Source organism: Microbacterium sp. NPDC058389, assembly GCF_042722305.1.
In the GTDB taxonomy this organism is placed as follows: domain Bacteria; phylum Actinomycetota; class Actinomycetes; order Actinomycetales; family Microbacteriaceae; genus Microbacterium.
Genome location: NZ_JBHXJQ010000012.1, coordinates 21,593 through 48,573 on the forward strand (window position 1 = coordinate 21,593; position 26,981 = coordinate 48,573).

General features: G+C 72.1%; 21 protein-coding genes and 1 pseudogene. 9 read left to right on the forward strand and 13 right to left on the reverse strand.

Annotated features, from left to right (window positions below):
• Position 1: 1 nt before the first annotated feature.
• Positions 2-1,441, forward strand: a complete 1,440-nt coding sequence (locus tag ACFWJ8_RS15145; protein WP_378813007.1) for an aldehyde dehydrogenase (NADP(+)) — start codon at positions 2-4, stop codon at positions 1,439-1,441.
• A gap of 143 nt (positions 1,442-1,584) precedes the next feature.
• On the opposite strand, the gene ACFWJ8_RS15150 is transcribed toward ACFWJ8_RS15145, so the two are convergent.
• Positions 1,585-2,613 carry a magnesium and cobalt transport protein CorA gene (locus tag ACFWJ8_RS15150; RefSeq protein ID WP_378813220.1) on the reverse strand — a complete coding sequence of 343 codons (1,029 nt, stop codon included), beginning with the start codon at positions 2,611-2,613 and terminating at the stop codon, positions 1,585-1,587.
• Between the two features lie 234 nt (positions 2,614-2,847).
• Positions 2,848-4,014: a glycerate kinase gene (locus tag ACFWJ8_RS15155; RefSeq protein ID WP_378813010.1), complete on the reverse strand. Its 1,167-nt coding sequence runs from the start codon at positions 4,012-4,014 to the stop codon at positions 2,848-2,850.
• 51 nt (positions 4,015-4,065) lie between these two features.
• Here ACFWJ8_RS15155 and ACFWJ8_RS15160 point away from each other — a divergent pair, with 51 nt between their 5' ends.
• The gene (locus tag ACFWJ8_RS15160; RefSeq protein ID WP_378813013.1) at positions 4,066-4,737 is read left to right on the forward strand and encodes a ThuA domain-containing protein; all 672 of its coding nucleotides are present in this window, start codon (positions 4,066-4,068) and stop codon (positions 4,735-4,737) included.
• Between the two features lie 99 nt (positions 4,738-4,836).
• The gene (gene galE / locus ACFWJ8_RS15165; RefSeq protein ID WP_378813015.1) at positions 4,837-5,814 is read left to right on the forward strand and encodes a UDP-glucose 4-epimerase GalE; all 978 of its coding nucleotides are present in this window, start codon (positions 4,837-4,839) and stop codon (positions 5,812-5,814) included.
• A gap of 81 nt (positions 5,815-5,895) precedes the next feature.
• On the opposite strand, the gene ACFWJ8_RS15170 is transcribed toward galE, so the two are convergent.
• Positions 5,896-6,867 (reverse strand): LacI family DNA-binding transcriptional regulator, encoded by a 972-nt coding sequence (locus ACFWJ8_RS15170; protein WP_378813222.1) that lies wholly within the window; start codon positions 6,865-6,867, stop codon positions 5,896-5,898.
• A gap of 108 nt (positions 6,868-6,975) precedes the next feature.
• Between ACFWJ8_RS15170 and galT the strand changes: the two genes are divergently transcribed.
• The 3 genes from galT to ACFWJ8_RS15185 all read left to right on the forward strand — a co-directional run bounded on the left by galT (position 6,976) and on the right by ACFWJ8_RS15185 (position 10,342).
• Positions 6,976-8,187: a galactose-1-phosphate uridylyltransferase gene (gene galT, locus ACFWJ8_RS15175; protein ID WP_378813225.1), complete on the forward strand. Its 1,212-nt coding sequence runs from the start codon at positions 6,976-6,978 to the stop codon at positions 8,185-8,187.
• Positions 8,184-9,380: a galactokinase gene (gene galK, locus ACFWJ8_RS15180; RefSeq protein WP_378813016.1), complete on the forward strand. Its 1,197-nt coding sequence runs from the start codon at positions 8,184-8,186 to the stop codon at positions 9,378-9,380. The genes galT and galK overlap by 4 nt, the downstream gene beginning before the upstream one ends.
• Before the next feature lie 119 nt (positions 9,381-9,499).
• Positions 9,500-10,342, forward strand: a complete 843-nt coding sequence (locus ACFWJ8_RS15185; protein WP_378813018.1) for an alpha/beta fold hydrolase — start codon at positions 9,500-9,502, stop codon at positions 10,340-10,342.
• 81 nt (positions 10,343-10,423) lie between these two features.
• Here ACFWJ8_RS15185 and ACFWJ8_RS15190 read toward each other — a convergent pair whose 3' ends face one another.
• Both ACFWJ8_RS15190 and ACFWJ8_RS15195 read right to left on the reverse strand, forming a co-directional pair.
• Positions 10,424-12,733 (reverse strand): glycoside hydrolase family 3 C-terminal domain-containing protein, encoded by a 2,310-nt coding sequence (locus ACFWJ8_RS15190; RefSeq protein ID WP_378813021.1) that lies wholly within the window; start codon positions 12,731-12,733, stop codon positions 10,424-10,426.
• A gap of 85 nt (positions 12,734-12,818) precedes the next feature.
• The gene (locus tag ACFWJ8_RS15195) at positions 12,819-14,090 is read right to left on the reverse strand and encodes an MFS transporter (RefSeq protein WP_378813024.1); all 1,272 of its coding nucleotides are present in this window, start codon (positions 14,088-14,090) and stop codon (positions 12,819-12,821) included.
• 172 nt (positions 14,091-14,262) lie between these two features.
• Between ACFWJ8_RS15195 and ACFWJ8_RS15200 the strand changes: the two genes are divergently transcribed.
• Positions 14,263-14,901, forward strand: a complete 639-nt coding sequence (locus tag ACFWJ8_RS15200) for a TetR/AcrR family transcriptional regulator (RefSeq protein ID WP_378813026.1) — start codon at positions 14,263-14,265, stop codon at positions 14,899-14,901.
• A 51-nt stretch (positions 14,902-14,952) separates the two neighbouring features.
• Here ACFWJ8_RS15200 and ACFWJ8_RS15205 read toward each other — a convergent pair whose 3' ends face one another.
• Positions 14,953-16,155 (reverse strand): ROK family protein, encoded by a 1,203-nt coding sequence (locus ACFWJ8_RS15205; protein ID WP_378813028.1) that lies wholly within the window; start codon positions 16,153-16,155, stop codon positions 14,953-14,955.
• Positions 16,156-16,211: 56 nt separating this feature from the next.
• Positions 16,212-16,994 carry a histidine phosphatase family protein gene (locus ACFWJ8_RS15210; protein WP_378813031.1) on the reverse strand — a complete coding sequence of 261 codons (783 nt, stop codon included), beginning with the start codon at positions 16,992-16,994 and terminating at the stop codon, positions 16,212-16,214.
• Positions 16,995-17,182: 188 nt separating this feature from the next.
• Here ACFWJ8_RS15210 and ACFWJ8_RS15215 point away from each other — a divergent pair, with 188 nt between their 5' ends.
• Positions 17,183-18,496: an MFS transporter gene (locus tag ACFWJ8_RS15215; RefSeq protein ID WP_378813034.1), complete on the forward strand. Its 1,314-nt coding sequence runs from the start codon at positions 17,183-17,185 to the stop codon at positions 18,494-18,496.
• 26 nt (positions 18,497-18,522) lie between these two features.
• Entirely contained in the window at positions 18,523-20,019 is a 1,497-nt protein-coding gene (locus tag ACFWJ8_RS15220; protein ID WP_378813037.1) for a carboxylesterase/lipase family protein, read from the forward strand.
• 195 nt (positions 20,020-20,214) lie between these two features.
• Here ACFWJ8_RS15220 and ACFWJ8_RS15225 read toward each other — a convergent pair.
• The 6 genes and pseudogenes from ACFWJ8_RS15225 to ACFWJ8_RS15250 all read right to left on the reverse strand — a co-directional run.
• Positions 20,215-21,000, reverse strand: a pseudogene (locus ACFWJ8_RS15225) (type IV toxin-antitoxin system AbiEi family antitoxin domain-containing protein); the annotation flags it as partial.
• Between the two features lie 218 nt (positions 21,001-21,218).
• Positions 21,219-22,205: an LLM class F420-dependent oxidoreductase gene (locus ACFWJ8_RS15230; RefSeq protein ID WP_378813039.1), complete on the reverse strand. Its 987-nt coding sequence runs from the start codon at positions 22,203-22,205 to the stop codon at positions 21,219-21,221.
• Between the two features lie 50 nt (positions 22,206-22,255).
• Positions 22,256-23,185: a DNA-methyltransferase gene (locus ACFWJ8_RS15235; RefSeq protein WP_378813041.1), complete on the reverse strand. Its 930-nt coding sequence runs from the start codon at positions 23,183-23,185 to the stop codon at positions 22,256-22,258.
• The gene (locus tag ACFWJ8_RS15240) at positions 23,182-24,231 is read right to left on the reverse strand and encodes a biotin/lipoate A/B protein ligase family protein (protein ID WP_378813042.1); all 1,050 of its coding nucleotides are present in this window, start codon (positions 24,229-24,231) and stop codon (positions 23,182-23,184) included. Before ACFWJ8_RS15240 ends, ACFWJ8_RS15235 begins: the two co-directional genes overlap by 4 nt.
• Before the next feature lie 153 nt (positions 24,232-24,384).
• Positions 24,385-25,983, reverse strand: a complete 1,599-nt coding sequence (locus ACFWJ8_RS15245; RefSeq protein ID WP_378813044.1) for a glycoside hydrolase family 6 protein — start codon at positions 25,981-25,983, stop codon at positions 24,385-24,387.
• A gap of 143 nt (positions 25,984-26,126) precedes the next feature.
• Positions 26,127-26,975 carry an alpha/beta fold hydrolase gene (locus ACFWJ8_RS15250; protein ID WP_378813046.1) on the reverse strand — a complete coding sequence of 283 codons (849 nt, stop codon included), beginning with the start codon at positions 26,973-26,975 and terminating at the stop codon, positions 26,127-26,129.
• Positions 26,976-26,981 lie beyond the last annotated feature (6 nt).

A 26,981-nucleotide genomic window follows, 5' to 3' on the forward strand; every position in this document is an offset into this window, starting at 1 on the left:
CATGACCACCACGACCGCCGAACTCGACGCCCTCACCGCGGCCGCGGCCGCCGCCGCACCCGTGTGGCGGGCAGCGGATGCCGCCACCCGCGCCTCGTGGCTGCGCGCCGCCGCCGACGCCCTCGACGCCCACCTCGACGAGCTGGTCGCGATCGCGGACGACGAGACGCGCCTCGGCGAGACCCGCCTGCGCGGCGAGGTCGGCCGCACCACCGGACAGCTGCGCCTGTTCGCGACGGTCGTCGAAGAGGGCTCGTACCTGGAGCTCACGGTCGACGACGCCGACGCGTCCGTGCCCCGCCCCGAGCTGCGGCGCATGCTGACCGGCGTCGGGCCTGTCGCGGTGTTCTCGGCGTCGAACTTCCCGTTCGCGTTCTCGGTCGCCGGCGGCGACACCGCCTCTGCCCTCGCGGCGGGCAATCCCGTGATCGTCAAGGCGCACTCGGGTCACCCGCGCCTGTCGGAGCGCACCGCGGCGATCGTCGCCGAGGCGCTCGTCACCGCCGGCGCGCCCGAGGGCTCGCTCGCGCTCGTCGAGGGCCGCGAGGCCGGCAACGCCCTGGTGCAGCATCCCGTCATCCAGGCCGCCGGGTTCACCGGCTCGCTCGGCGGAGGCCGCGCGCTGTTCGACCTCGCGTCGGGCCGCCCCGACCCGATCCCGTTCTACGGCGAGCTCGGCTCGGTCAACCCCGTCGTCCTCACGCCGGCCGCGGTCGCCGCCCGCGGCGAGGCGCTCGCGCAGGGCCTCGTCGGATCGTTCACGCTCGGGGTCGGCCAGTTCTGCACCAAGCCGGGTGTCGTGTTCGTCCCCGCCGGCGCGGGCTTCGAAGACCTCGTCGCCGGTTTCGCCGCAAGCGCATCGGGCGGTCCGCTGCTCACGGAGCGCATCACGGCGGCCTTCCCGTCCGGCGTCGCGCACCTCGAGTCCGACCCGTCTGTCGCCGTCGTCGCGCACGGCCTCGAGGCGGAGCCCGGGTCGGCGCAGCCGTTGGTGCTGTCGACGGATGCCGCAGCCGTCGCCGCGCGTCCCTCCGTGCTGTTGGAGGAGTGCTTCGGGCCCGTGACGCTCCTCGTGCGCTACGCGTCCGCGGCCGAGCTGCACGCCGCGCTGGAGGCCGTGCCCGGGTCGCTCACCGCGACCCTGCACGCCGAGGACTCCGACGACGTCGCGGCGGTGCTGGAGGTGCTCACCCGCAAGGCCGGGCGCGTGCTGTTCGCCGGCTGGCCGACGGGCGTCGCGGTCACGTGGTCGCAGCACCACGGCGGGCCGTGGCCCGCGACGACGTCGCTGCACACGTCGGTCGGCGCGACCGCGATCCGCCGGTTCCTGCGTCCGGTCGTGTTCCAGGACGCCCCGGCAGCCCTGCTGCCCGAGGTGCTGCGCGACGAGTCCCTCGAGCGCCTGCCGCACCGCCGCAACGGCGTGCTGCGCGTGCCCTGAGCTCCGAGGGGCCGACTGTCCGCCCGAGGCGTTTCGTCTCGCTCGTTCCTCCCTCGCTCAACGACCGGGCACCATGACACCCGGTCGTTGAGCGGAGCGCGCTCCGGCGCGCGCAGACGAAACGCGAACCGGTACGGGATCGGTCAGAGCCAGCGCTTGAACTTGAAGACGCCGTAGAGCACGAACCCGAGGCCGAGCATCAGCAGCAGCGCGAACGGGTACCCGTAGGTCCAGTGCAGCTCGGGCATGTGGTCGAAGTTCATGCCGTAGACGGTGCCGATGAGGGTCGGCGCGAACAGGATCGCCGCCCACGACGAGATGCGCTTGATCTCCTCGTTCTGGGCGAGGCCCGCCTCGCTCATGCGCCGCATCTCCTCGTTCTGCCGCTGCGCGACGAGCGTCGACTGCACATTGAGCGCGTTCTCGAGGATCGACCGGAAGGCACCGGCGCGCTCGACGATGCGCAGCACGTGGTCGAGCACGTCGCGGAGGTACCGCTGCAGCTCGAGGTCTACCTCGTACTTGTCGGATCCGCGGCGCAGCGCCTCCAGCATCCCGGCGAGCGGCTGCGTCGCCCGCTGGAAGTCGATGACCTCGCGCGAGAGGTCGTAGATGCGGCGCGAGACCGCCTCGACGTCGGCCTCGGCGCTGCCGAACAGCTGGTCCTCGATCTCGTCGATGTCGTTCTCGAGCCCGGCGATCACGGGGCCGTACTCGTCGACGACCTCGTCGAGCACGGCGTACAGCACCGCCTCGGGTCCCATGGCGAGCAGCTCAGGCGCGGCTTCGAGCCGCCGGCGCACCTTGCCGAGGTTCGGCGCCTCGGCGTGCCGGATCGTCACGACGAAGTCCGGCCCGACGAACACGTGCAGCTCGCCGAACTCGACCTCCTCGGCGGCGTCGAGATAGCGCGCGGGGCGCAGCACGACGAAGAGCGTGTCGCCGTAGCGCTCCAGCTTGGACCGCTGATGGCCGGTCAGTGCGTCCTCGACCGCCAGCGGATGCAGGCCGAACTCGTCGGCGATCGATCGCACCTCGCCTGCTGTCGGCCGGTACAGTCCGATCCAGGCCATCCCGCCGCGGTCGCGCATGACCTCGTACGTCTCGTTCAGGTTCGCCGGGTCCTGTGTGCGTCGTCCGGCGACGTACACGGCGTTGTCGATCAGGGCCATCATGATTCACCTCGATTGCTCGCGTCGGCACGGCGCAGGGCGCCGCGAAGAAGGGCGCGCGCAGACGCGCGCACCGGCGCCACCGCTCGCTCGCGAGGGATCAGTGCATCGAGATGCCGACCAGCGAAGACGAAACGGTGGCGCGGCGACTATCACTGGACATCGCGCATCACCTGCCTTCCTGGTCTCCGGCCGAAACGGCCTCCGCCACCCTAGGCGACGGCGCCTGAGAGGTCAACCGGCGGCGCGCGCGAGTGCGGCGCCCGCGGCGGCGAGCCAGCGCGCCGGATCTGCCATCGCGGCCTCCGCGGATCCTGCGAGCGCGGTGAGCGACGCCGTCGCCGCGAATGCCGATACGTCGGCATCCTCCGCGATGCGCCCGGCGACGAGGTCGACGGGCACGCCCGCCGCCGCCGCGAGGGACCCGACGTGCGCGGGCACCTTGCCCGCGGAGGATTGTCCGTCGTACGATCCTTCGCCCGTGATGACGAGGGATGCCGCGGCCAGCGCGCTCCCCAGCCCCACGAGCTCCGCGACCGCCGCCGAGCCGGGCACGAGTGTCGCGCCCCACGCCAGCAGGCCGAAACCGGTGCCGCCGGCTGCACCGGAGCCGGCGGCACGTGTGCTGAGCGAGGGACGAGACGAAGCAACCCGATCCGCACGAAGAGCCGCGGCGCCGAGCACCTCGGCGAAGCGGGCGAGGCCGGCGTCCAGCGCCGGGATGTCCTCCGGCGCGGTGCCCTTCTGCGGTCCGAAGACGGCCGCGGCGCCGCGCTCTCCGAGCAGCGGGTGGGTGACGTCGCTGAGCACGGTGACCCCACCGGGCGGGAGCGCCGCGAGCCGGGACAGGTCGGCGACCGCGACGTCGGCGAGTCCGCGGGCGCCGTCGACGATCGGTGCGCCCTCGGCATCTGCGAACCGCGCCCCGAGTGCGGTCAGCATGCCGGCGCCGCCGTCGGTGGACGAGCTCGATCCGATGCCGAGCACGAGACGCGAGACGCCGTGTGCGAGGGCGGCCGCGATCGCCTCACCGAACCCCCGCGTGTGCGCGTCGAACGGGCGCAGGCGCGGCGGTGTGCCGAGCAGTTCGATGCCGCTCGTGCTCGCGAGCTCGACCACACCGGTGCCGCCGGGGGCATCGGGCGTCGGCGGCAGCAGCACCCACGAGGCCGCGACCTCGGCACCCTCGGGGCCGGCGACCGTCACGGGCATGCGCCGGGCGCCGGGGACGGCCGTCGCGAAGGCGTCGACGGTGCCCTCGCCGCCGTCGGCCATCGGCAGGAGTCGCACGTCGTCGGCCGGGCGTTCGCCGTGCCAGCCCTCGGCCAGCGCCTGTGCGGCCGCCGCGGCGGAGATGGTGCCCTTGAACGAGTCCGGGGCGATCACGACGGCGTGGTTCATGGGGCCTCCTCGATGGCGCAGGAAAGCGCTATCCTGCAGATCATGGTACCCATGGAACGACCGGAGCGCCCACGCGTCGTCATCGCCACCGGAACCGGCCGGTACGCCGACCCGTGGCATCCCTACCCCGCGACGTCGGCCCGTATCGCCGGGATCCTGCGCGCCGACGGATGGGACGCCGTGGTCGACGACGAGGTCGACCACGCGCTCGCCCACCTCGACGGCGCCGACCTGCTCGTCGTGAACGCCGGCGATCCGTGGCGCGACGGCGGCGAGCCCCGCCCTGACTTCGCGGCCGAGGCGGGGCTCGCCGCCGCGATCGAGCGCGGCATCGGGCTGATCGGCATCCACGCCGCCCTGTCGAGCCTGCGCGACCACCCCGCCTGGCGGGAGGCGATCGGCGGCGAGTGGGTGCCCGGCACGTCGTGGCACCCGCCGATCGGCGACACCCGCGTGCGCATCACCGACGGCGACCACGCGGTCACCGACGGGATGCCGCACCTCGACGTCTTCGACGAGCGGTACAGCGACCTCGTGGTCGATGCCGGTGCGCGTGTGCTCGCCGTGCACGACGTCGAGGGCGCCGTGCACCCCGCCGTCTGGGTGCGCGAACGGCCGACGCGCGCCGTCGTGTCGTCGCTCGGCCACGACGAGCGGGCCTACGACTCCCCCGAGCTCGCGGGTCTGCTGCAGCGCGCCGCGCGCTGGGCCGCCCGGGTCTGAGCCGCCGCCTCCGCATGCCGGGCGTCCGGCCACGGGACTCGGCATCCATCCCGACCCGGCACAATGGAACGCGAACCCGCCCCCGACCACTGGAGTGACATGTCCTGGCTCGTGACCGGAGGCGCCGGCTACATCGGCGCCCACATCGTCCGCGCGCTCGCCGAGGCGGGCCTGGCGTCCGTCGTCATCGACGACCTGTCGAGCGGCCACGCCGAGTTCCTTCCCGACGGCGTGCCGTTCGTGAACGGGTCGATCCTCGACACGGCGCTGGTCGAGAGCACGCTGCGCGAGCACGGTGTCGTGGGCGTCATCCACCTGGCCGGGTTCAAGTACGCCGGCGTCTCGGTGCAGCGTCCGCTGCACACGTACGCCCAGAACGTCGAGGGGACGCGGTCGCTGCTGGAGGCCATGCAGAACGCGGCCGTGTCGAACCTCGTGTTCTCGTCGTCTGCGGCCGTGTACGGCACGCCCGACGTGCCGCTGGTCACCGAGGACCTGCCCAAGCGCCCGGCGTCGCCGTACGGCGAGTCCAAGCTGATCGGCGAGTGGCTGATCGCCGACCAGGCCGTCGCGACGGCCGGATCGCAGCACCCGCTGCGCCACACCGCGCTGCGGTACTTCAACGTGGTCGGCTCGGGCGACCCCGTCGTGTACGACACCAGCCCGCACAACCTGTTCCCGCTGGTGTTCGAGGCGCTCATCGAAGGCCGCACGCCGCGCATCAACGGCGACGACTACGACACCCCCGACGGCACGAACGTGCGCGACTACGTGCACGTCGCCGACATCGCCGCCGCCCACGTGGCCGCCGCCCAGCGACTGCTCGCCGGTGAGCCGCTCGAGCCGGCCTACAATCTGGGCTCGCAGAACGGCCTGAGCGTGCGCGAGATCATGGACGCCATGGCCCGCGTCACCGGCATCGACTTCACCCCCGAGATCGCGCCGCGCCGCGCCGGCGACCCCGACCGCATCGTCGCGACCGGCGAGCTCGCCGCGCGCGACCTCGACTGGAAGAACCGCTACACCGTCGACGAGATGGTCCGCACCGGCTGGGAGGCCCGCCGCAGCGCGGGCTGAGCACCCGTCCGAGACAGTGGATGCCGGCGGCCGGGCCCGGCCGCCGGCATCCACTGTCTTCGATCCGGATCGGCGTCAGCGTCAGCGGGCCGTCGCCGTGCTCTCGCGCACGATGAGCCGCGTCGGCACGGTGTCGAACGCCGCGGGCGCACCGGCCTCGATGCCGTCGACGAGCGCCGCGACGGCGCGTGCGCCGAGGGCGTCGAAGTCCTGGTGCACGGTGGTGAGGGGCGGCCGGTAGTCGGCGGCATCCGCGATGTCGTCGAAGCCGACGACGCTCACGTCGCCGGGCACGGCGCGACCCGCCTCGGCGATCCCCCGCAGCAGCCCGAGCGCCATCTGGTCGTTCGCGGCGAAGACCGCCGTGGCGCCTGCCGCGAGCAGAGTGGATGCCGCACCGTGCCCCGATGCCGACGTCCAGTCGCCCCGCACGAGGCCGGGCACCGGCGCGCCTTCTGCGTCGAGCGCGGCGCGCCAGCCGCGCTCGCGCTCGGCCGCGGCGAACGAGCCCGAGGGCCCGGCGAGGTGGTGCACCGTCCGGTGGCCGAGGGCGAGCAGGTGGCGCACGGCCGATTCCGCTCCCCCGGTGTGATCGGTCTCGACCACACCGAAGCGGTCGTCCGGTGGTGAATCCACGACGACGAGCCGCAGTCCCGCCGCCCGCACGTCGGCGCCGCGTACGCGGGCGGTGGCCTCGTTGAGCACGATCGCGCCGTCCACGCCCTGCTCGGCGAGGCGCTCGAACGCCTCGGCGACGCCGCCGTCGGGGCCGAGCGTGACCACCGTGAGCGCGTAGCCGCGGGAGGATGCGGCATCCGCCACCGCCTGCAGCATGCGCGAGTTCCCGACCGACGCGAGCGTCGATACGACGAGGCCCAGGGTCTGGGTGCGCCCCGTCCGCAGCGCGCGCGCGGCGCGGTGCGGCCGGTAGCCGAGGTGGGCCATCGCGGCCTCGACGCGCGCCCGTGTGTCGGGATCGACCCGGGGGCTGCCGTTGACGACGCGCGACACGGTCTGCCCCGAGACGCCGGCGCGCTCGGCGACGTCGGCCATCGACACCCGTCCGCTGCCGCTCACACGCCCACCTCACTCGTCGAGAAATCAGGAACCCCGATCGTGTTGACGCTAACATAGCCGACTTGCTACCGTGTTGACGTGAACATTCCTGAGTTCGGTACGGGGACGGATGCCGTCGTCCTCGGCGGCGGCGTCGTCAAGCGCCCGACACGCCTCGCCGACGGGCGCGAGCTCGTCTACTACGACGACCCCGGCACGACCCTCGGCCCGGACCGGGCGATCGACGCGCGCGAGCTCTCGCCGCGGCCGGAGACCGCGACGATGCGCCGCGACGTGCTCACCGGCGACTGGGTGTCGATCGCTGCGGCGCGCCAGAACCGGGCGTTCCTGCCGCCCGCCGAGCTCGACCCGCTCGCACCGCAGACGCCGGCCAACCCGTCCGAGATCCCGTCGCGCTACGACGTCGCGGTGTTCGAGAACAAGTCGCCGTCGTTCGGCCCCGCCCTCGCGGCCGCCCACGGCGACGCACCGGCCGGCGCGGACGCCCCGCGCGACCTCGACGATCTCGTCGCCCCGGGCCTCGGCCGCACGCGCACGAGCGTCGGGCGCTGCGAGGTCGTGTGCTTCAGCCCCGAGCACTCGGGCTCGTTCGGCTCGCTGACCCCGACCCGCGCGCGCACCGTCATCGAGGCGTGGGCCGATCGCACCGCCGCGCTGTCTGCGCTCCCGGGCGTCGAGCAGGTCTTCCCGTTCGAGAACCGCGGCGAGGCCATCGGCGTCACGCTCCCCCACCCGCACGGCCAGATCTACGCCTACCCGTACATCACACCGCGCACGACGGGCCTGCTGGCCTCGATCGACCGCGAAGGTCCCGACCTGTTCGACCGCATCCTCGAGTTCGAGCGCGCCGGCGAGCGCGTCATCCTCGAGGGCGAGCACTGGACGGCGTTCGTGCCGTTCGCCGCCCGCTGGCCGATCGAGATCCACCTCCTGCCGCACCGCCACGTCGCCGACTTCGCCGAGACCACCGAAGCGGAGCGCGACGAGCTCGCGCCGCTGTACCTGCGCCTGCTGCGCGGGGTCGACGCGCTCTACGACTCGCCGACGCCGTACATCGCCGCCTGGCACCAGGCGCCCGTGCATCGCGGCCGCGACACGGCCCGCCTGCACCTGCAGCTGACGTCACCCCGCCGCGCTGCCGACAAGCTCAAGTTCCTCGCCGGTTCCGAGGCCGCCATGGGCGCCTGGATCGGCGACATCCCGCCCGAGACTGCCGCCGCGAAGCTGCGCGAGGCCGTCGCACTCGTGCCGAGCGAGGAACGAGACGAAGCATCCAACCCCGAGGAGACCCTGTGACCGCCACCGAGACCCGCACCTCCGACGCCGCCCGCGCGCTGTTCGCCGAGCGCTTCGGCGCCGAGCCGGTGGGCACGTGGTCCTCGCCCGGCCGCGTCAACCTCATCGGCGAGCACACCGACTACAACGACGGCTTCGTGCTGCCGTTCGCGATCCAGCACCGCACGCACGTGGCGCTCGCCCCGCGCACCGACGGGGTGTTCCGCGTGCGCGTCGCGTCGACGTTCGACGACGCGACCGCCGAGGTCGCACTCGATGCACTCGACGTCGTGTTCCCGGATCAGCGCGACGACGTGCCCGAGTGGGCCCGCTACCCCCTCGGCGTGGCGTGGGCGCTGCTCGCGGCATCCGGAACCGATCCCGCCGACGTCACCGGCGTCGACCTCGCGTTCGCGTCCGATGTGCCCGTGGGCGCCGGCCTGTCGTCGTCGGCCGCGATCGAGGGGGCGACCGCCGTCGCCCTGGCCGACACGTGGGGCATCGACCTCGACCGGGTGGCCCTCGCGAAGGTCGGCCGTCGCGCCGAGAACGAGGCCGTCGGCGCCCCCACCGGCATCATGGACCAGATGGCGTCGCTGCTCGGGCGCCCCGATGCCGCGATCTTCCTCGACTGCCGCTCGCTGGAGGCCGAAGTCGTCGACCTGGGCTTCGCCGAGGCGGGCCTGGAGCTCGTCGTCATCGACACCGGCGTCAAGCACTCCCACGCGACCGGCGGCTACGGCGAGCGCCGCGCCGCCTGCGAACGCGGCGCCGCGGCGCTGGGCGTGCCCGCGCTGCGCGATGTCACCGTGGGCGATCTGCCCCGCCTGGCCGAGCTCGTCGACGACGTCACGTTCCGCCGCGTGCGCCACGTCGTCACCGAGGACCAGCGCGTGCTCGACACCGTGCAGACGCTGCGTGAGCAGGGCCCCACCGCCATCGGCGATCTGCTCGTGGCCTCGCACGCGTCGATGCGGGACGACTTCGAGATCTCGGTGCCCGAGCTCGACACGGCCGTCGAGGCAGCACTGTCGGCCGGAGCGATCGGAGCCCGCATGACCGGCGGCGGCTTCGGCGGGGCCGCCATCGCCCTCGTCGCCCACGACAGGGTCGACGCGGTCCGGGATGCCGCCACCGCCGCGTTCGCGGCGGCCGGCTTCGCCGCCCCGACGATCTTCACCGTCACGCCGTCGGCAGGAGCCGTCCGCGACTGAACGGGACGTGAACGGTCGCCTCGCGGCGACACACGCACTGGCGATGAGGGATGCCGCGGCCTAGCGTCGGACGCAGGGTCGCGGCATCCCTCACTCGTCGTGGTCCGGAAGGAGCGATCGTGGCGCACATCACCGTCGGGACCGAGAACTCGGTCGACGTCGACCTCTACTACACCGACCAGGGACCGGCCGAGGCGCAGCCCGTCGTGCTGATCCACGGGTTCCCACTGAACGGCGAGTCGTGGGGCAAGCAGCAGGCGGCCCTGCGGGACGCCGGCTACCGCGTGATCGCGTACGACCGCCGCGGGTTCGGTGCGTCCAGCAAGGTGGGCTCGGGGTACGACTACGACACGTTCGCCGCCGATCTGCACGCGCTGATCGAGGACCTCGACCTGCACGACGCGATCCTCGTGGGCTTCTCGATGGGCACCGGCGAGATCGCCCGCTACCTGTCCCGCTACGGCTCGGCGCGCGTGGCCAAGGCGGCGTTCTTCGGCTCGCTCGAGCCGTACCTGCTCATCACCGATGACAACCCCGACGGCGCCGGACCGCAGTCCTTCTTCGACGGCATCGCCCAGTCGGTGCGGGACGACCGCTACGCGTTCGTCACCGGCTTCTTCCAGGACTTCTACAACCTCGACGACACGCTCGGCTCGCGCATCTCGCAGCAGGCGGTCGATGCCAGCGTTCAGGTGGCCAACCTCGCCGGCAACACGGCGATCGCCGCCGCGCCGCTGACCTGGCCGACGGACTTCCGCGCCGACATCCCCGCGATCGACGTGCCGACGCTCATCGTCCACGGCACGGCCGACAACATCCTGCCGATCGACAAGACGGCCCGGCGCTTCCGCGAGCTGCTGCCCGACGCGACCTACGTCGAGCTCGAGGGCGCCCCGCACGGACTCCTGTGGACCCACGGCGCCGAGGTCAACGAGGCGCTGCTCGCCTTCCTGGCGGACTGACCGCGATCGAGCACGGAACGACGGATGCCTCGACCCGGGCCTGCGGTCAGGCCCGGGTCGAGGCATCCACTGGTCCGAGGCTCAGGCCTGGGCGGGCACACCGCCCGCGTTCGCCATGGCGATCAGGCCGTCGATCATCTCGGGGCTCGCGCCCGCGCCGTCGCCGGCGAGGCCCGCCATCATGCCGATGCGGCCGATGGGGAAGGACTCCATCATCTTCGACATGTCGACGCCCTCCGGCATGATCGACGCCGCACTGTCGGCGACGCCGCCCATCGCCTGCGCGATCATCGACTGCACGATGGGGCCGGCCACCGGGTGACGCAGCACCTCGCCCATCGACGAGGCGCGCGTAAGGGGCAGCGTGAACACGTCGCCCTCGATCGTCGCCTCGGCGGTGGAGCGGATGTCGCGGCTCGACGCTCCGACCGACACGGTGTACGAGCCGCCCTCGACGATCCAGCGGTCGGCGCGGATGTCCCAGTACGCGAGGTCCTTGCGGCGCACCGTGAGCGTCACCGTCTGGGTCTCGCCGGGCTCCAGTGCGACCGCGGCGAACGCCTTGAGCTCGCGCGGCGCGCGCTGCACCTGCGATCCGGCGAGCCCCGTGTAGACCTGCACGACCTCGTGACCGGCGCGGTCGCCCGTGTTGGTGACGGCCACGGTCACCTCGAGGTCGCCGTCGGCGTCGACCTGGGCGACGGCATCCCCGTACGCGAAGGTCGTGTACGAAAGACCGTGGCCGAACGGGAACGCCACGTCCATGCGCCGCGCGTCGTACCAGCGGTAGCCGACGAACAGTCCCTCGCCATAGCGGACGTGCGAGAACTCGCCCGGGAAGTCGAGGTACGCGGGGGTGTCCTCCAGGCGCACCGGGATCGTCTCGGTGAGCTTCGCCGAGGGGTTCACGTCGCCGAACAGCACGTCGGCGGTGGCGCCGCCGCCGGCCTGACCGAGCAGCCAGCCCTCGAGGATCGCCGGAACGCGGCCGGCGAACGGCAGCGCCACGACGCCGCCGTTGGAGAGCACGACCACCGTGTTCGGGTTGGCGGCGAGCACCGCGTCGAGCAGCTCGAGCTGCGCGGCGGGCAGGTCGATGTCGTCGCGGTCGTAGCCCTCGGACTCCAGGCGCGCCGGTAGGCCCAGGAACAGCACGACGACCTCGGCCGCCTCCGCGGCGGCCACGGCCTCGGTGCGCAGCGCAGCGGCGTCCTCGGCCGACACCTGCAGTGCGTTGCTGAAGCCCTGCGCGTACGACACGTCGCCGCTCGAGAGCGCACGGATCTCGTCGAGCGCGTTGTCGAGGCGCGTCGGGTTGATCATCGACGACCCGGCGCCCTGATAGCGCGGGGATGCCGCGAACTCGCCGATCACGGCGACATTCGCATCCTTCGCCAGCGGCAGCACCGGTCCCTGAGCCGGTCGAAGGGCCTCGTTCTTGAGCAGCACGATCGAGCGTCCCGCGGCCTCGCGGGCGAGCGCGTGGTGCGCGTCGACGTCGAGCGGACCGGCGACCGCGCCGGCGCCGTCCTGCGCCTTGCGCACGAGGTCCAGCACGCGGCCGGCGGCGACGTCGAGCACGGACTCGTCGAGCGATCCGTCCTGCACGGCGGCGACGATCTGCGCGTCGGTGGCGCCGCCCGACGACGGCATCTCGAGGTCCATGCCGGCGGCCAGGCCCGGGACGCGCTCGTTGACCGCACCCCAGTCCGACACCACGAGTCCCTCGTAGCCCCACTCGTCGCGCAGCACCTGCGTGAGCAGCCACGGGTCCTCCGAGGCGTACACGCCGTTGATGCGGTTGTACGAGCACATGACGGTCCACGGCTGGGCGTCCTCGACGACGCGCTCGAAGCCGCGCAGGTAGATCTCGCGCAGCGGTCGCGGGTCGACGTCGGACGACGCGCGCATGCGGTCGTTCTCCTGGTTGTTGGCGGCGAAGTGCTTGAGCGACGTGCCCACGCCCTTCGACTGGATGCCCTGGACGATGGCGGCACCGAGCACGCCCGAGACGATCGGGTCCTCCGAGAGGTACTCGAAGTTGCGGCCGCACAGCGGCGAGCGCTTGATGTTGATGCCGGGGCCGAGCAGCACCGCGACGTTCTCGATCGAGGTCTCGGTGCCGAGCGCCTCGCCGACGCGGTGGATCAGGTCGACGTCCCACGACGAGCCGAGCCCGACGGCGGGCGGGAAGCACGTCGCCGGCACGCTGTCGCCGATGCCGAGGTGGTCGCCGCCCTCACGCTGCTTGCGCAGGCCGTGCGGACCGTCGGTCACCATGATCGCCGGCACGCCCACGCGCTCCACCGGCTTGGTGTACCAGAAGCTCGCGCCGCTGGTCAGCGACGCCTTCTCTTCGAGGGTCAGTTCCGTGACATCGGGGATGCTCATGGAGTTCCTTTCATCGGGGGTCGGTGGGGAGGGTGGATGCCGGTGCCCCCGGCATCCACCGCTTCCGAGGTGTCGGTGACGGACGTCATCGTGTCGCCTTGATCGGCCACACCGCGAGGGCGCCGAGGATGCCGAGCACGATCGCGACCGGGAACAGCGCCGCGTAGCCGAACGCGAGCGCGATCGCGCCGGCGACGCCGGGAGCGAGCGTCTGCGGCAGGGTGGCGGCGATGTTGACGACGCCGAGGTCCTTCGCGAACGACTTGGCCGACGGCAGCACCTCGCTCATGAGCGCCTGGTCGACGGCCTGGAACATGCCGAAGCCGAAGCCGGCGATGAAGGTCATGATCATCCAGGCGTTGAGGTCCTGCCAGAACCACGGCAGCAGGAACGCGAGCGAGACGACCGCCGCCGAGGCGAACACGAACGGCTTGCGGCGACCCACCTTGTCGGACAGCGGCCCCGACACGAGCGTCGAGATGATGATGCCGACGAGGCTCAGCATGCCGAGGAGCGGGATGACCGACTCGGGGCTCTCGACACCGAAGTAGTCGGTGAGGAGGTACAGCTGAAGACCCGTCACGGCGAAGTAGCCGGTGTACAGCAGGAGCCGGCCGGTGAAGGCCCAGAAGAAGTCGGGGTGCTTGACCGGGTTGACCCAGAACGTGCTCAGGAACTCGCGGAAGCTGAAGGGCTCGCGCTCGAGCTTCGTGCTGGGGTAGTCCGGGTTGAACGCGACGAACAGTCCCAGGATCACCACGGCGAACACGGCGAACACGATGTAGCCGAGCGTGATGCTGTGGAAGAAGAACGAGCCGACGATCTGGCCGCCGATCGCGCCGACCATGAGGCCGATGCCGGAGAGTGCGGCGAACGTGCCGCGCCGCTTGAGCGGCACGCGGTCGGGCATCACCGCCGACAGCGGGCCCTGCGCGAAGTTGTAGCTGATCTGCACGAGGGTCCAGGCGATGATCAGTCCGACGACCGAGCTCGCGAACGCGAGACCGACGAGCGCGAGCGCGCCGGCAAGGGCGCCCAGCATGATCCACGGCGCGCGGCGACCGTAGCGCGAACGCGTGCGGTCGGAGATCTGGCCCGCGATGGGCTGCGCGACCATAGCGGCGAACGCGCCGATCGTGGCGATGACGCTGTATGTGGCGAGCTTGTTCTCCTCGCCGAAGAGCACCGCGATCTGCTGCGGCAGGAGGATGCCGGGCACGGCGCCCCAGATGAGGAAGATGCCCAGGTTGGCCGGGACGATCCACCACATCAGCCGCCGCAGGCCCTTGACGGGTGCGGGCGGATCGTCGTTGCCGGCGGCGTTCTCGACGAACGTGTTGGTGGTGATGGGAGCCATCGGCTCAGACGGCGCTGTCATGGATGTCCTTGCTGCGGGTAGCGGGCACTCCTCATCGAGCGCCTCGAGAGAAAACCATATGTCACTAGGTTTTGAGAAATCAAGCACTGTTCGGTTTACTTCTCCTATGGCAGACAGCGGAACGGGGCGACGGGGCTCCTACGCGAAAGGCGTGGCGAAGCGCGAAGAGATCCTCACGCGGGCGCTCGACGTGATCGCACGCGAGGGATACCGCGGGGCCTCGGTCAAGGAACTGGCGGATGCCGTCGGCCTCAGCCAGGCCGGACTCCTCCACTACTTCGACAGCAAGGAGGAGCTCTTCACCGAGATCCTCCGCAAGCGCGACGAGCTCGACTCGGTCGGGCAGGGTCTCGACGGCGACGTCGAGCACGGCCTGCGCACCGACGCCGACCTCGACCTCGGCGCCGTGCGCGCGGGCTACCTCGGCGTCGTGCGCCACAACGCCGACGTTCCCGGCCTCGTCCACCTGTTCGCGCGCCTCTCGGTCGATGCGGCAGACCCCGAGCACGCCGCGCACGACTACTTCGTGCAGCGCGGCATCGGTCTGCGCGACTTCTTCAGCAGGGCGATCGCCGAGGGCCAGGCCTCCGGCGACATCGACGACAGGGTCGACCCCGAGGTGCTCGCCCGGCTGTTCCAGGCGGTCGCCGACGGCATGCAGGTGCAGTGGATGCTGGAGCCCGAGGTCGACATGACCGCGGCCGTCGGTGCGCTCTTCGAGCTGATGACGCCGCGCGCCGCACCGCCTGCCGAGCCGGACGAAACGCCCCGCCGCAGCTCCGGTCGTTGAGCGAGCGAGGAACGAGCGAGACGAAACGCCCCGACCGACGGTCGGCGCTCGTCAGATCGCCAGCGGATCGGCGAGGAGCCGCATCCGCGCGTCCCGGAGCGCACCGCGCAGCGCAGCGTCGGCACCGAGCGTGCTGCCGACCACCGGCGCGACCGGCAGCACCGGCGCGTGCGCGATGCGCGGCTGGATCGTGCGGAACACCGCGTCGACGTCCGCGGCGAGCGCCGCGACGAACCCGCCGAGCACGATGACGTCCGGAGCCACGGTCAGCGCCACGATCTGCAGCGTGCGGGCGATCTCGCGCGCCGCCTCCTGCCACACCGACGCGGCCGGCTCGGCGCCCGCCCGCACCTGTGCGACGAACGCCTCCAGGGCGACGGTCAGTCCCTCGTCGGCGGCAAGGGGCCCGAGCCCCGAGCGCGACAGCAGCACATCCGGACCGGCGACGGTGACGAGGCACCCGTGCTGGCCGCACGCGCAGCGCACGCCTCCCGGGACGACCGGCAGGTGACCGAGCGCTGCCGCGAGCACGCGCGTCCCGGAGTCGTCGCCGGCCGAGAGCACGACTGCGCCACCGATGCCGGAGTCGGCCTTGAGGTAGAGCAGCGTCTCACCCGCGACCGCGACATGCTCGGCGAGCGCCGCGACCTCGGAGTCCGACACCAGCCGGGCCACTGCACCGGCGCCTTCGAAGGCGGCGACGGCTGCGGACCGCGCCCGGAGGAGTCCGAGCAGGTCGACCTCGCCCCACTCCAGATCGGTGTCGGCGAGGACGCGGGCCGGGGTTCCGCCGACGGGCGCCCACACGACCACGCACACGTCCGCGATCCGCCGCCCGGTCGCGGCGACACGCGCGGCCGCGTCGTCGACCGCTTCCGCCAGCACATCGACGACAGCAGCGGGGTCGCCCATCGGCCGCCCGTGGCGGAGTGAGACCCGGGCGAGCTCGTCCCCCGACAACGTGGCGGCGACCGCTGTCGCATGGTCGGCGTCGAGCAGCGCGATGAGGACGCAGGGAGCGGATGCCGCCGGCGCGAGCGTCGTGCGCGGCCGGCCCATCCCGGCCGGCGCCACGACGTCGCTCTCTTCGACGAGGCCCGCGTCGATGAGCTCGGCGACCAGCGACGTGACGGCACCGCGCGAGAGGCCTGTCGCCCCGGCGATGTCGGCACGCGCCTCTCCGGCACCCTCGAGCACGCGCCCGAGCACGAGGCCGAGGTTGTGTCGGCGGACGTCGGGCGTTGCGAGAGGCATGATCGCCATCGTAGGCCGGGGCGGCAGCGGCGATGCGCGCCACCGCCCCGCCCTGCTCACTGCTGGGCGTAGTGCGTGTCGTTCACCGTCTCGACGGTCCATACGCCGGCCTTGTACGTCAGCAGGTTGACGGCGCCGTTCGCGATGCCGGTCTCGGGCACGCGGTCCTCGGCGCCGAGGTCGACCAGCACGCATGAGATCGAGAGTCCGCTCGAGACGACGAGCACCTTGTCGTCACGGTGCTTGGCGGCATCCTTCGCGATCGCGTTCAGCGAGGCGAGCATGCGCGACGAGACGTCGTCGCAGTTCTCCCCTGGCAGCGACGCGACGGGGTTGGTGGCCTTGATCGCGTCGGTCATCTGCCCGAGGGTCGGCTCGGCGATCCCCTGCTGAGCGAGGTAGCCGAACACGGCCGCGCCCATCGCGCTCTGCTTGGCCCCCTCCCAGCCGCCGAAGTTCAGCTCGCGCAGGCCCAGGTCGCGGGTCGGCGAGAGCTTCGAGCCCATGCCCTGCAGCATGAGCGTCGCCGTCTCGTAGTGGCGCACCATGTCGGCCGAGTAGGCGGCATCCAGCTTCCCGATCTCGGCGCCGAGGTTTGCGCCGACGGTGGTCGCGGTCACCCGGCCCGCCGCGGTCAGGGGCGAGTCCGACCACCCCTGCACGAGGTGGAGGGCGTTGAGCATCGTCTCGCCGTGGCGCGTGAGGTACACCTGCACGGTGGCGTCGCGGTTCGAGGCGGGCGGGTTCGCAGCGGCGGGAGCCGTGGTCCAGCCGCCGAGCGCGGCGGCACCGAGTACGGCGACGGCCGCGAGGGCGACGCGGGGAATCAGTCGGTTCATGTCATCTCCTTCGATCGAACGGACTGAACGCTAGCGACATTCGGGATTCGCACAGTGGGGTCGTTGCGCGATCGTTATACATAGTTCAGGTCTTGAACTTTGTGTCCGGCTGCGGCACACTGATCCCGAATGCCGTTCGCATTTCGCACCCCGACAGACCCGAGACGTCTCGACGAAGAGGAGTCAGCATGACCGCACAGCCCGCGCCCGATCCCGCCCTCGATCTCGCTCCGACCGGCCTCATCCGCAGCACCACGCCCGCACCCGGCGAGCCGCCGGCCAGCCCGCCCGCGAACCGGCGACTGCTGCCGAGCATGCTGGTCGGGGGCCTCACCCTCTTCGCCACGTACGCCGGGCTCATCGCGATCCTGCTGCCGACCCAGATCCAGGTGCTGTTCGGCGAGAAGAATGCCGAGGCGAACCTCGCCGTCGTCACCACGACCTCGTTCGTCTTCACGCTGTTCGCGCAGCCGCTCGCCGGAGCGTTCAGCGACCGCACCCGGTCCCGCTTCGGCCGCCGCGCACCCTGGATGGTCATCGGCGCGTTCGTGGGCGGCATCCTGCTGCTCGGCATGGGATCCCTCACGCAGCTCGTGTGGATCACGATCTTCTGGGTCGTCATCCAGGTGGCGCTGAACTTCCTCCAGGCGCCGCTGACCACCATCACCGCCGACCGGTTCCCGCGCTCGAAGCGCGGCGGGGCCAGCGCCATGCTCGGCATCGGCATGCAGCTCGGCGGCATGATCGGCGTCATGGTCGCCAGCGCCCTCGCCGCGCAGTTCGGCGTCGCGTACTCGATCTTCGGCATCGGCGTCATCATCGTGACCGTGCTGTTCGTCGTGCTCAACCGGGACTGGTCGTCGAAGGACGCCCCCATGGAGCCGTTCCGATGGGGCGCCTTCTTCACGGGCTTCTGGGTGAATCCCCGCAAGCACCCCGACTTCGCGTGGGCCTTCGCCGCGCGTTTCCTGCTGATCCTCGGCTACTTCGTCGTGTCGAGCTACCAGCTCTACATGCTGCAGAAGTACATCGGCCTGTCGCTGGTGGACGCGCAGGGCGCCGTGCTCACCCTCACGCTCGTCGCGTTCGTCCCGACGCTCCTCGCCATCGGGCTGTCGGGCTGGTGGAGCGACAAGGTCGGTCGCCGCAAGGTGTTCATCTACGTCGCCTCGGTCATCATGGCCGTCGGCTTCATCATGCCCCTGGTCATGCCGAACATGACGGGCATGATCGTCATGAGCGTCATCAACGGCGTCGGTTTCGGCGTCTACATGGCCGTCGACGCCGCGCTCATGACCGAGGTGCTGCCGAACGCGAGCGGCGCCGCCGCCAAGGACCTCGGCATCCTCAACGTCGCGACCAACATCCCGCAGGCGCTCAGCCCGTCGATCGCGCTCCTCATCATCTCGTCGCTCGGCGGGTACGCCATGCTGTTCGTGTTCGCGATCGTGTTCGTGATCCTCGCAGCGATCGCCACGGCGCCTATCAAGGGCGTCCGCTAGAGTCCGCAAGAAGGGACCCTCCCCCCATGACAGACACCACGACCACCCTCCGCTACGCCGAGGCAGACACCGCCACCGGGCGCGTGCGCGGCTTCTGGCGCGGCGAGCCCGGAGCAGGCGGCAGCGCCGCGTTCCTCGGCATCCCGTTCGCCCAGCCGCCGGTCGGCGACCTGCGGTTCGCGGCGCCGGTGCCCGCCGAGCAGTGGCAGGGCGTGCGCGACGCGCTGGAGTTCGGCGCGACCGCGCAGCGCGGCGACCCCGGCGTGACGCTCATCCCCGAGCCGTCGGTGCCGGGCGAGGCGACACTCAACGTCAACGTGTTCACGCCCGTCCCGGGCGAGACCGACGCCGCGCTGCCCGTGCTGGTGTGGATCCACGGCGGCGGGTACTTCGCGGGCTCCCCCGCGAGCCCGTGGTACGACGGCCGGTCGTTCAACCGCGACGGCGTCGTCACCGTGACGATCTCGTACCGCCTCGGCTTCGACGGCTTCGGCTGGATCGAGGACGCCCCCTCCAACCGCGGCGTGCGCGACTGGCTGCTCGCCCTCGAGTGGGTGCGGGACAACATCGCGCAGTTCGGCGGCGACCCGTCGCGCGTCACGATCGCGGGCCAGTCCGCCGGCGGCGGCGCGGTGCTCACGCTGCTCGGGATGCCGGCGGCCCAGCACCTGTTCCACTCGGTGTGGGCGCTGTCCGGCGCGACAGCCGACGTCGCTCCGGCGACATCGGAGCGCATCGGCCGCGATGTCGCCGCGCGCGCCGGCGTGGCCCCGACCCGCGCCGGGCTGTCGACGGTGCCCGAGGAGCGGATCCTCGAGGCGCAGAAGGCCGCGACCGACGTGTCGGGCCCGAACGCCATCACGAAGCTGCTCGACGACGGGCTGACGCTCGGCCCCACGATCGACGGCGACCTCCTCACCCGGTCGACGCTCGACTCGCTCGCCGCGGGCGTGGGCGCCGACAAGCCGCTCGTGCTGGGCGCCACCGAGGACGAGTTCTCGATGGTCGTGGCGGGATCAGCCAAGACGCTGCGGTGGATCCCGCTGTCGTTCCTGCTCGGCAAGTCGGGCCTCAAGGGCGCGCAGCGCAAGTCCTACCTCGCCGCGAACCGGGACGTCATGGCCCGCGGCCACGCCGCCGTGCTCGGCCGGTACATCACCGACCGCATGTTCCGCACCGCCGTCGTGAAGACCGCGACGGCGCGCGGCGCCGCGCCGACCTGGGTGTACCGGTACGCCTTCCGCTCGACGCAGCCGGGCATGGTGCACGACGCGGCAGTGCACTGCATCGACGTGCCGTTCTGGTTCGACTGCCTCGACTCGGTGCAGGTCGAGCCCCTGACCGGCCCGAACCCGCCGCAGTCCCTCGCCGACCAGACGCACGGCGCCGCCGTGGGCCTCGTCACCGGCGGCGACCCGGGCTGGCCCGCCTGGTCGGCCGCCCCCGGCACGACCCGCGTGTTCGGCGGGGCGACCCCGGGCGTCGACCCCGAGGGCTACGCCGCGGTGGACTCGCTGCTCTGACCCGCAGGACCCCGGAGGGGTGGATGCCGCGAGCCGCGGCATCCACACCTCCTCTGTGTGCATCGGGTTCAGGCGAGCACCGTAGAGAATCCAGGAGACACGCCGCGCGGCGGACTGCCTGCGCCGCGCGCGAGCCCGCTGCGCCTGAATCCTTGACGGCCGGCTGCGTTCTGTCAGCCCTCGGATCGCGGTCAGGACGACGGCGGGGTCCCACATGATGTCTTCGGCGATCGGCCGGTACGTCGCATACCCCAGCGCGGCGGCGGCCTGATCGCGCCGCCGGTCGCGCCGCTGGGCGTCCCACGTCGAGTGGTGCGCCACGCTGTCGCACTCGATGATCAGCCAACCCTCGACGACGAAGTCCACGCGACCGACACCACGGATGTCGACCTGCGCCTCGAACCTTAGGCCGAGCGACCGGAGCATCAACCTCACGAGCGTCTCGGGCCCGGACTCGCTCCGCGGATCGATGAGGCGCCGGAGCAGGGCGAGTCTGAGCGGAAGAGCTTCGAACAGCTCGTCGAGATCGCACTCGTCCAGCACGCCCGCGTGGAGGGCGGAATCCAACGTCGCGACCGCTGCGCGCGGCGGCTGACACGCCACGGCCTGGATCAGCGCATCGAAGAGGTCGACGCTGGTCGCCCGAGGATGCGGTTCGCGTCGCAGCCGCCCCCAGTGGCGGAGGAGGCCGGCTCCGGCCGGGCGAAGACGCGACGCGTTCGCGCTGACATGAACGTGGAGTGGCGCGGAGTCCAGCACGAACACGCCCACCGCCGCGAGCGCACTGACGCAGGCGAGGCGTCCCCCGGCGCGGCAGGCTGCGACGATGTCGGCCGGAGCCTCCGCGGGGAGATACATCCCTCCCCTCGGCCGCAGGAGGCGTCCACTGCGGACGTCGTCCGCGATCGCGCGATCCGTCCAGCCCGCGGCGCGCAGGTCGGCCCGGCGGGCGAACGACGAGCCTGATCGGGCGAGGTCCACCCGCCCAGCGTCGAGCCACGCCGACGCAGGCCGGTGCTCACCGGCGCGGATTGTGGACAGCCCGCGCCGAGGTGTCCTCCGGGTGCGGCCGGGGAGGACGCACTCCGATGTGTTGAGAATTCAGGAGACACGCCGCACCGTGTGGCCGCCTGGCGGCCACACGGTGCGTCCGTCCTGAATTCTCGTCGTCAGGGCCGGGCCGGTCGACCCGCCCGGGCTCAGGCGACCGCCGGGATGACCTCGCGCTCGAACAGCTCCACGCCTGAGACGTCGTACGCGGCCTCGGGGAAGTAGTGGATGCTGTAGCCCAGGCCGTGCTCGGCGCGCTCGGCGAGGCGCTCGGCGACCTGCTCGGGGGTTCCGAAGCCGGGCGAGGCGAGGTAGTCGTGCTCGATGTGCGCGGCGCGCTCGTCGCCCACGTGCGGGCGCAGCCGCTCGATGACCACCGCGAGGCGGTCGCGGGCCTCGGCCTCGGTGGCGCCGACGATCGTGTTGAAGTTCGACGAGCGCGTGATCGACGCGAAGTCGCGGCCGAGGGCGTCGCAGTGGCCGCGCAGCACGTCGCTCTTGTGGTCGAACTCCTCCAGCGAGCCCGCGAAGTTCGTGTACGAGGCGTACTGCGCCGCGATCTTGAGCGTGACCTTCTCGCCGCCGCCGGCGATCCAGAAGGGGATGCCGCCGTCCTGCAGCGGGAGCGGCTGCACGATCGCGCCGTCGACCTGGAAGTGACGCCCGTCGAGCGTCGCGCGCCCGGTCGTCCACGCCTGGTTCATGATGTCGACGCCCTCGCGCAGCATGCGGAGCCGCTCGGGCACGGGCGGGAAGCCGTAGCCGTACGCCTTCCATTCGTGCTCGTACCAGCCGCCCCCGATGCCCATCTCGGTGCGCCCGCCCGACACGATGTCGACGGTCGCGGCGACCTTGGCGAGGTACGCGGGATTGCGGTAGCCCATGCACGTGCACATCTGGCCGAGGCGGATGTTCGAGGTCGAGGCGGCGAACGCGGCCATGAGGGTCCACGCCTCGTGCGTGGCCTCGTCCGAGTGCACCGGGGTGGTGTGGAAGTGGTCGTAGACCCACAGCGACTCCCACGGCCCGGTGTCGGCGCGCTGCGCAAGCCCGCTCATCACCGCCCAGTGGTCGGCGGGGTCGATGCCGACGAGATCGAATCGCCAGCCTTGGGGGATGAAGGTTCCGAAACGCATGCCCCCCAGCCTAGGGAAGCGCCGTTTCGTCTCGCTCGTTCCTCGCTCGCTCAACGACCGGGGGCGCCGAACACCCGGGCGTGCGGCATCCGGGCGCGCATCACGGTGATCGCCTCGGGATTGTGGTCCACGAGCACGGCGTCGCGGCCGAGGGCCGAGGCGACCGCCCCGGTCGTGCCGCTGCCGGCGAAGAAGTCGAGCACGCGGTCGCCGGGCCGTGACGACGCCTGCACGATGCGCCGGAGGATCCCCTCCGGCTTCTGCGTCGGGTAGCCCGTCTTCTCGCGGCCCGTGGTCGGCACGATCGTGTGCCACCACACGTCGGTGGGCAGCTTGCCGCGCTCGGCCTTCTCGGGCGTGACGAGCCCGGGCGCCATGTACGGCTCGCGGTCGACGGCCTCGGAGTCGAACCAGTACGCCCGGGGGTCCTTCACGTACACGAGGATCGTGTCGTGCTTGGTCGGCCAGCGCTTGCGCGTCTTGGCGCCGTAGTCGTAGGCCCAGATGAGCTCGTTGAGGAAGCGGTCGCGGCCGACGAGCGCATCCATGAGCACCTTGGCGTAGTGCGCCTCGCGGTAGTCGAGGTGCAGGTACAGCGTGCCGTCGTCGGCGAGCAGCCGCCAGGCCTCTTCGAGCCGGGGCTCCAGGAAGCCCCAGTAGTCGTCGAACCGGTCGTCGTACGCACGCAGGTCACCGCGGATCCGCTCGTACTCGCGGCCGTGGAACCCCCGGCGCACCACCGCGGGCGACGTGGGCACGGCCGGCGCGGCGGCGGGATCCTGCGGGAGATCGGATGCCGCCCACCTGGCCGTCTCGAGCGCCCGCTCCTGCGTGCGGCCGGTGTTGAACGGCGGGTCGAGGTAGACGAGCGTGAACGACGCGTCGGGCAGGCTCCGGATGACCTCGAGGTTGTCGCCGGCGTGGATCTCGACCGATCCGGGCCGGACAGGCTCAGTGGCCGGGACGGGGACGGAGGTCACGGGACGCGGCGCAGCCACGCGTCGGTCGAGAACTTCGACGCGACGAGCGCCTCCGCCTCGGCGTACTCGTCGGGCGTGATGCTGCCGGGCACGGCGCCGTACAGGTTCGTGAAGGTCTCTTCGAGCTTCGCGATGATCGCCTCGCGCGGGAGCCCGGTCTGGCGGCGCAGCGGGTCGACGCGCTTGGCGGCCGAGGTGGTGCCCTTGTCGCTGAGCTTCTCCCGCCCGATGCGCAGGACCTCGGTCATGACCTCGCCGTCCATGTCGTAGCTGAGGGTCGCGTGGTGCAGCACTCCCCCGTTGGCGAGGCGCTTCTGGGCGGCGCCGCCGATCTTGCCCTGCGGCGAGGCGATGTCGTTGAGCGGCTGGTACGTCGCCTCGATGCCGAGCGCACGCAGCGCCTGCAGCACCCAGTCGTCGAGGAACGCGTACGAGTCCGCGAACGTCAGCCCCTGCACGAGGGATGCCGGCACGTAGAGCGAATACGTGACGATCGAGTTGGCGCCCATCATCATGGCGCCTCCGCCCGAGATGCGCCGCACGACGTCGTACCCGTGCCTGGCGGCACCGTCGGGGTCGACCTCGTTGCGGAGGGACTGGAACGAGCCGATCACGACGGCGTTCTCGTCCCATTCCCAGATGCGCAGCGTCGGGCGCCGGCGTCCGTCGCCCACGCGGCCGGTGAGCACCTCGTCGAGTGCGAGGTTCATGCGCGGCGACACCGGGCCGTCGTGCACGATCTCCCAGTCGAAGTCCCGCCACCCGGGCGCGGTGACGAGCGCCCGCCGCACCGCGGTGCCGACGGCCTCAGGGGTGAAGCCCAGCAGCTGCGCGCCCTCGGGGAGCGCGCCGCGCACGGCGGCCGCGATGGTCGAGACGTCGGCCTCGATCGGCAGCCCGTTCACGGCGGCGTCGATGTCGAGCAGCGCGTCGTCGGGCTCGAGGAAGAAGTCGCCCGCGAGGCGGAAGTCCGCGATGCGCCCGTCGCGCTCTTCGAGGTCGACGACCACGAGCTTGCCGCCGGGCACCTTGTATTCGCCGTGCATGGGAATCAGCCTACGGCGCCGGGTGGATGCCGCGACCGACGCCCGCGGCGCGGTCCAGACGTTTCGTCCGCGCACGCCGGAACGCGCTCCGCTCGACGACCGGGACGATGAGTCCCGGTCGTCGAGCGAGACGAACCGCCCCGACCGCACCCGCTAGGACGTGCAGGCACGCCCCGCGAGCAGGAACTGCCACGGAGTGGCCGGCGCACCTGTGGCGTGCACCACGGTGTCGGGTGCGTTGCCGGTCCGCTTGGTCGTGCCGGTCACCGTGACGATCGCGCCGGTCTGCGTGACGCTCGCGCGCGTCGCCTTCGCGACGGTCTGGCCCTCCGGCATCGCGAAGCTCAGCGCGAACCGATCCGCGACGGCACCCGAGAGCCGCACGGTGGCCGAGAACCCGCTCTTGTCTGCGGCGGGCGCCCACTCCACGTGGCAGTCCAGCGGGGCGATGGCGGGATCGGCGAGCGCGATGAGCTCGCGCGCCTGCTGCGTGAACCAGTGCCCGGCGTCGGGGTCCTCGTAGCCGCGCTCGGGGTCGTTCGGACCCGCTGTGCCGCGGTAGCACTTGCCGTCGGACTCTCCGGGCACCTTGATCCACAGGTACGCGTCGACGAGCGCGACACCGGTCGTCGTGTCGGGGAGCAGACCCAGACCGCGGTCCGGAGGGTTGCACCAGTCCTCGTGGGCCGTGTAGACCCCCGCGGGGTACTGCCACGGTCCGAGGCCGTTGCGGCTCGTGTCGATCACAAAGCGTGTGGTCGGCTGCGTGCCGCCGAGGATGAGTTCGTAGCGAGAGTCCACCCCGGAGGTGTTCAGGGCGGGGTCGGCGGCATCCACGCTCCACTGCCCGTACTGCGACATGCTCACGCCCTGCCAGTCGGTGGCGGGGCCGCCGTTCCAGTACTGGTTGCCGCACGCGCCGAAGTCGCCGGGGTTCACCTCGGTGACGTAGGCGATGCACTGCGAGACCCACGTGCCGAACGCGGTGGAGTTGGCGGTGAACTGGTAGTTCGACGCGTTGAGGAAGAACCCGTCCGCGCGCTGCACGCCGCCCTTGATCAGGCGGTCCGAGATCTCGCCGACGTTGAGCCAGCTCGCGCCGGTGCCGTCGAGGTAGACCGAGGTCGCGGGCAGTGCCGCGAAGGCGTCGACCGCGTGGTTCAGCTGCGCGAAGCGGTCGGCCGCGGCGCTGTCGGCGGGCACCTCGGCCGGCTGGCACCACTCGGCGACGCCGTCGAGGGTCGTGTAGTGCGGGATGATGCCGAGTCCGTCGGGTTCGAGGATCACGGTGGCGTCGCGCCCGCCGACGCCCGCGGCGAACGCGTCGATCCACGCCTCGTACGCGGCCGTGTCGGCGGCACCGCCGGCCGAGTACTGGGCGCAGTCGCGGAACGGCAGGTTGTAGGCGACGAGCACGGGCATCCCGCCCTGCGCGGCGGCCGCGGAGACGACGTCGTCGACGCGCGCCTGCACTTCGGCGGGGCTGCCGTCGGTGAACCACGTCGCCGAGGCGATCGAGCCGAGCAGCTGGGCGTCGTCGCGCGCCTGGCCGCTGAGGGACTGCGCCGCTTCGAGCGTCGTGCTCCACGGGTCGACGTACAGCTGCGAGCCGGCGAGGCCGGAGTCGGCGGCGACCGCGGCCGTCGCTGTCAGCGGCAGCGCGAGTCCGGCGGCCAGCGCGGCCGCCGCGCCGAGGGCGAGCGCTCGTCTCGCGCGCGTCCCCCCGCGGGATCGATGGTGTGCCGCGGTCATGGGTGTCCTCCTTGGTCGTCATCGACCGCCGGGCGTCGTCGCCCGGGGAGCGGCATCGTGCACACGGAGCATGGGAGCGCTCCCACGATGATCACTGCGGCCAGGATGGCGCATGCGGCGCCCGACCGTCAACGCCGTGCGTGTCAGGAGCGCGCCGGGAACCTCGGCTCGAGCCACGCCAGCAGGTCGGCGAGCACATCGGCCTGCATGACCTCGTTGAAGATCTCGTGCCGCGCACCCGGGTAGACCAGCGTCGTCACGTCGGTGAAGCGCGACCGGGTGCGGTAGGCGTCGGCGAGGCGGTGGACGCTGCGCGGGCCGCCGACGGTGTCGTCGCGCCCGACCATGAGCAGGGTCGGGATGCCGCGCCCGACGCGCCGGCGCGGCTTGCCCAGCAGGCGCAGCGTGTCCATCGGGCCGAACAGCTTCGGCAGCGGGGTGGTGGTGGTGAGGGGGTCGGCCAGGAACGCCTCGCCGACCGCCGGATCGGACGACAGCCACTCGACGCCGCTGGAGCGGGGACCGCGCCACGGCTTGTTGAGATCGCCGGAGTTGAGCGAGCCGGGCCACAGCAGCGACGAGCCGCTGAGCACCAGACCGTCGTACGCGTCGGGGTGGGCGTTCACGAGCTTCTGCGAGAGGAAAGAGCCCCACGAGTGGCCGAGCAGGATGAGCGGGAGCCCGGGGTTCTCGGCGCGGATCAGCTCCGTCAGCTGCCACTCGGCCGCGATCGCGGCGCGCAGGCCGCCCGGACCGAGGCGTCCGAGCTGCGACGCGTCGCCGCCGTGCTGCTTCATGCCGGTGCGGCCGTGCCCCCGGTGGTCGTCGGCATACACGGTGAAGCCGTCAGCGTTGAGCGCCTCGATGAGAGCGACGTAGCGGCCGGCGTGCTCCCCGACGCCGTGCAGCAGCTGCACGACCGCCCGCGGCTCGGTCGCCGGATGGACGTCGTAGACGATCGCGACACCGTGCGCGTCGATGAACTCGGGCATGGCGAG

Bases quoted from the DNA above. Each gene is read 5' to 3' on its own strand.
- ACFWJ8_RS15145 (WP_378813007.1), top strand. From the start codon at position 2: ATGACCACCACGACCGCCGAACTCGACGCCCTCACCGCGGCCGCGGCC.
- ACFWJ8_RS15150 (WP_378813220.1), bottom strand. From the start codon at position 2,613: ATGGCCCTGATCGACAACGCCGTGTACGTCGCCGGACGACGCACACAG.
- ACFWJ8_RS15155 (WP_378813010.1), bottom strand. From the start codon at position 4,014: ATGAACCACGCCGTCGTGATCGCCCCGGACTCGTTCAAGGGCACCATC.
- ACFWJ8_RS15160 (WP_378813013.1), top strand. From the start codon at position 4,066: ATGGAACGACCGGAGCGCCCACGCGTCGTCATCGCCACCGGAACCGGC.
- galE (WP_378813015.1), top strand. From the start codon at position 4,837: ATGTCCTGGCTCGTGACCGGAGGCGCCGGCTACATCGGCGCCCACATC.
- ACFWJ8_RS15170 (WP_378813222.1), bottom strand. From the start codon at position 6,867: ATGGCCGACGTCGCCGAGCGCGCCGGCGTCTCGGGGCAGACCGTGTCG.
- ACFWJ8_RS15190 (WP_378813021.1), bottom strand. From the start codon at position 12,733: ATGAGCATCCCCGATGTCACGGAACTGACCCTCGAAGAGAAGGCGTCG.
- ACFWJ8_RS15195 (WP_378813024.1), bottom strand. From the start codon at position 14,090: ATGGCTCCCATCACCACCAACACGTTCGTCGAGAACGCCGCCGGCAAC.
- ACFWJ8_RS15205 (WP_378813028.1), bottom strand. From the start codon at position 16,155: ATGCCTCTCGCAACGCCCGACGTCCGCCGACACAACCTCGGCCTCGTG.
- ACFWJ8_RS15210 (WP_378813031.1), bottom strand. From the start codon at position 16,994: ATGAACCGACTGATTCCCCGCGTCGCCCTCGCGGCCGTCGCCGTACTC.
- ACFWJ8_RS15215 (WP_378813034.1), top strand. From the start codon at position 17,183: ATGACCGCACAGCCCGCGCCCGATCCCGCCCTCGATCTCGCTCCGACC.
- ACFWJ8_RS15220 (WP_378813037.1), top strand. From the start codon at position 18,523: ATGACAGACACCACGACCACCCTCCGCTACGCCGAGGCAGACACCGCC.
- ACFWJ8_RS15230 (WP_378813039.1), bottom strand. From the start codon at position 22,205: ATGCGTTTCGGAACCTTCATCCCCCAAGGCTGGCGATTCGATCTCGTC.
- ACFWJ8_RS15240 (WP_378813042.1), bottom strand. From the start codon at position 24,231: ATGCACGGCGAATACAAGGTGCCCGGCGGCAAGCTCGTGGTCGTCGAC.
- ACFWJ8_RS15245 (WP_378813044.1), bottom strand. From the start codon at position 25,983: ATGACCGCGGCACACCATCGATCCCGCGGGGGGACGCGCGCGAGACGA.
- ACFWJ8_RS15250 (WP_378813046.1), bottom strand. From the start codon at position 26,975: ATGCCCGAGTTCATCGACGCGCACGGTGTCGCGATCGTCTACGACGTC.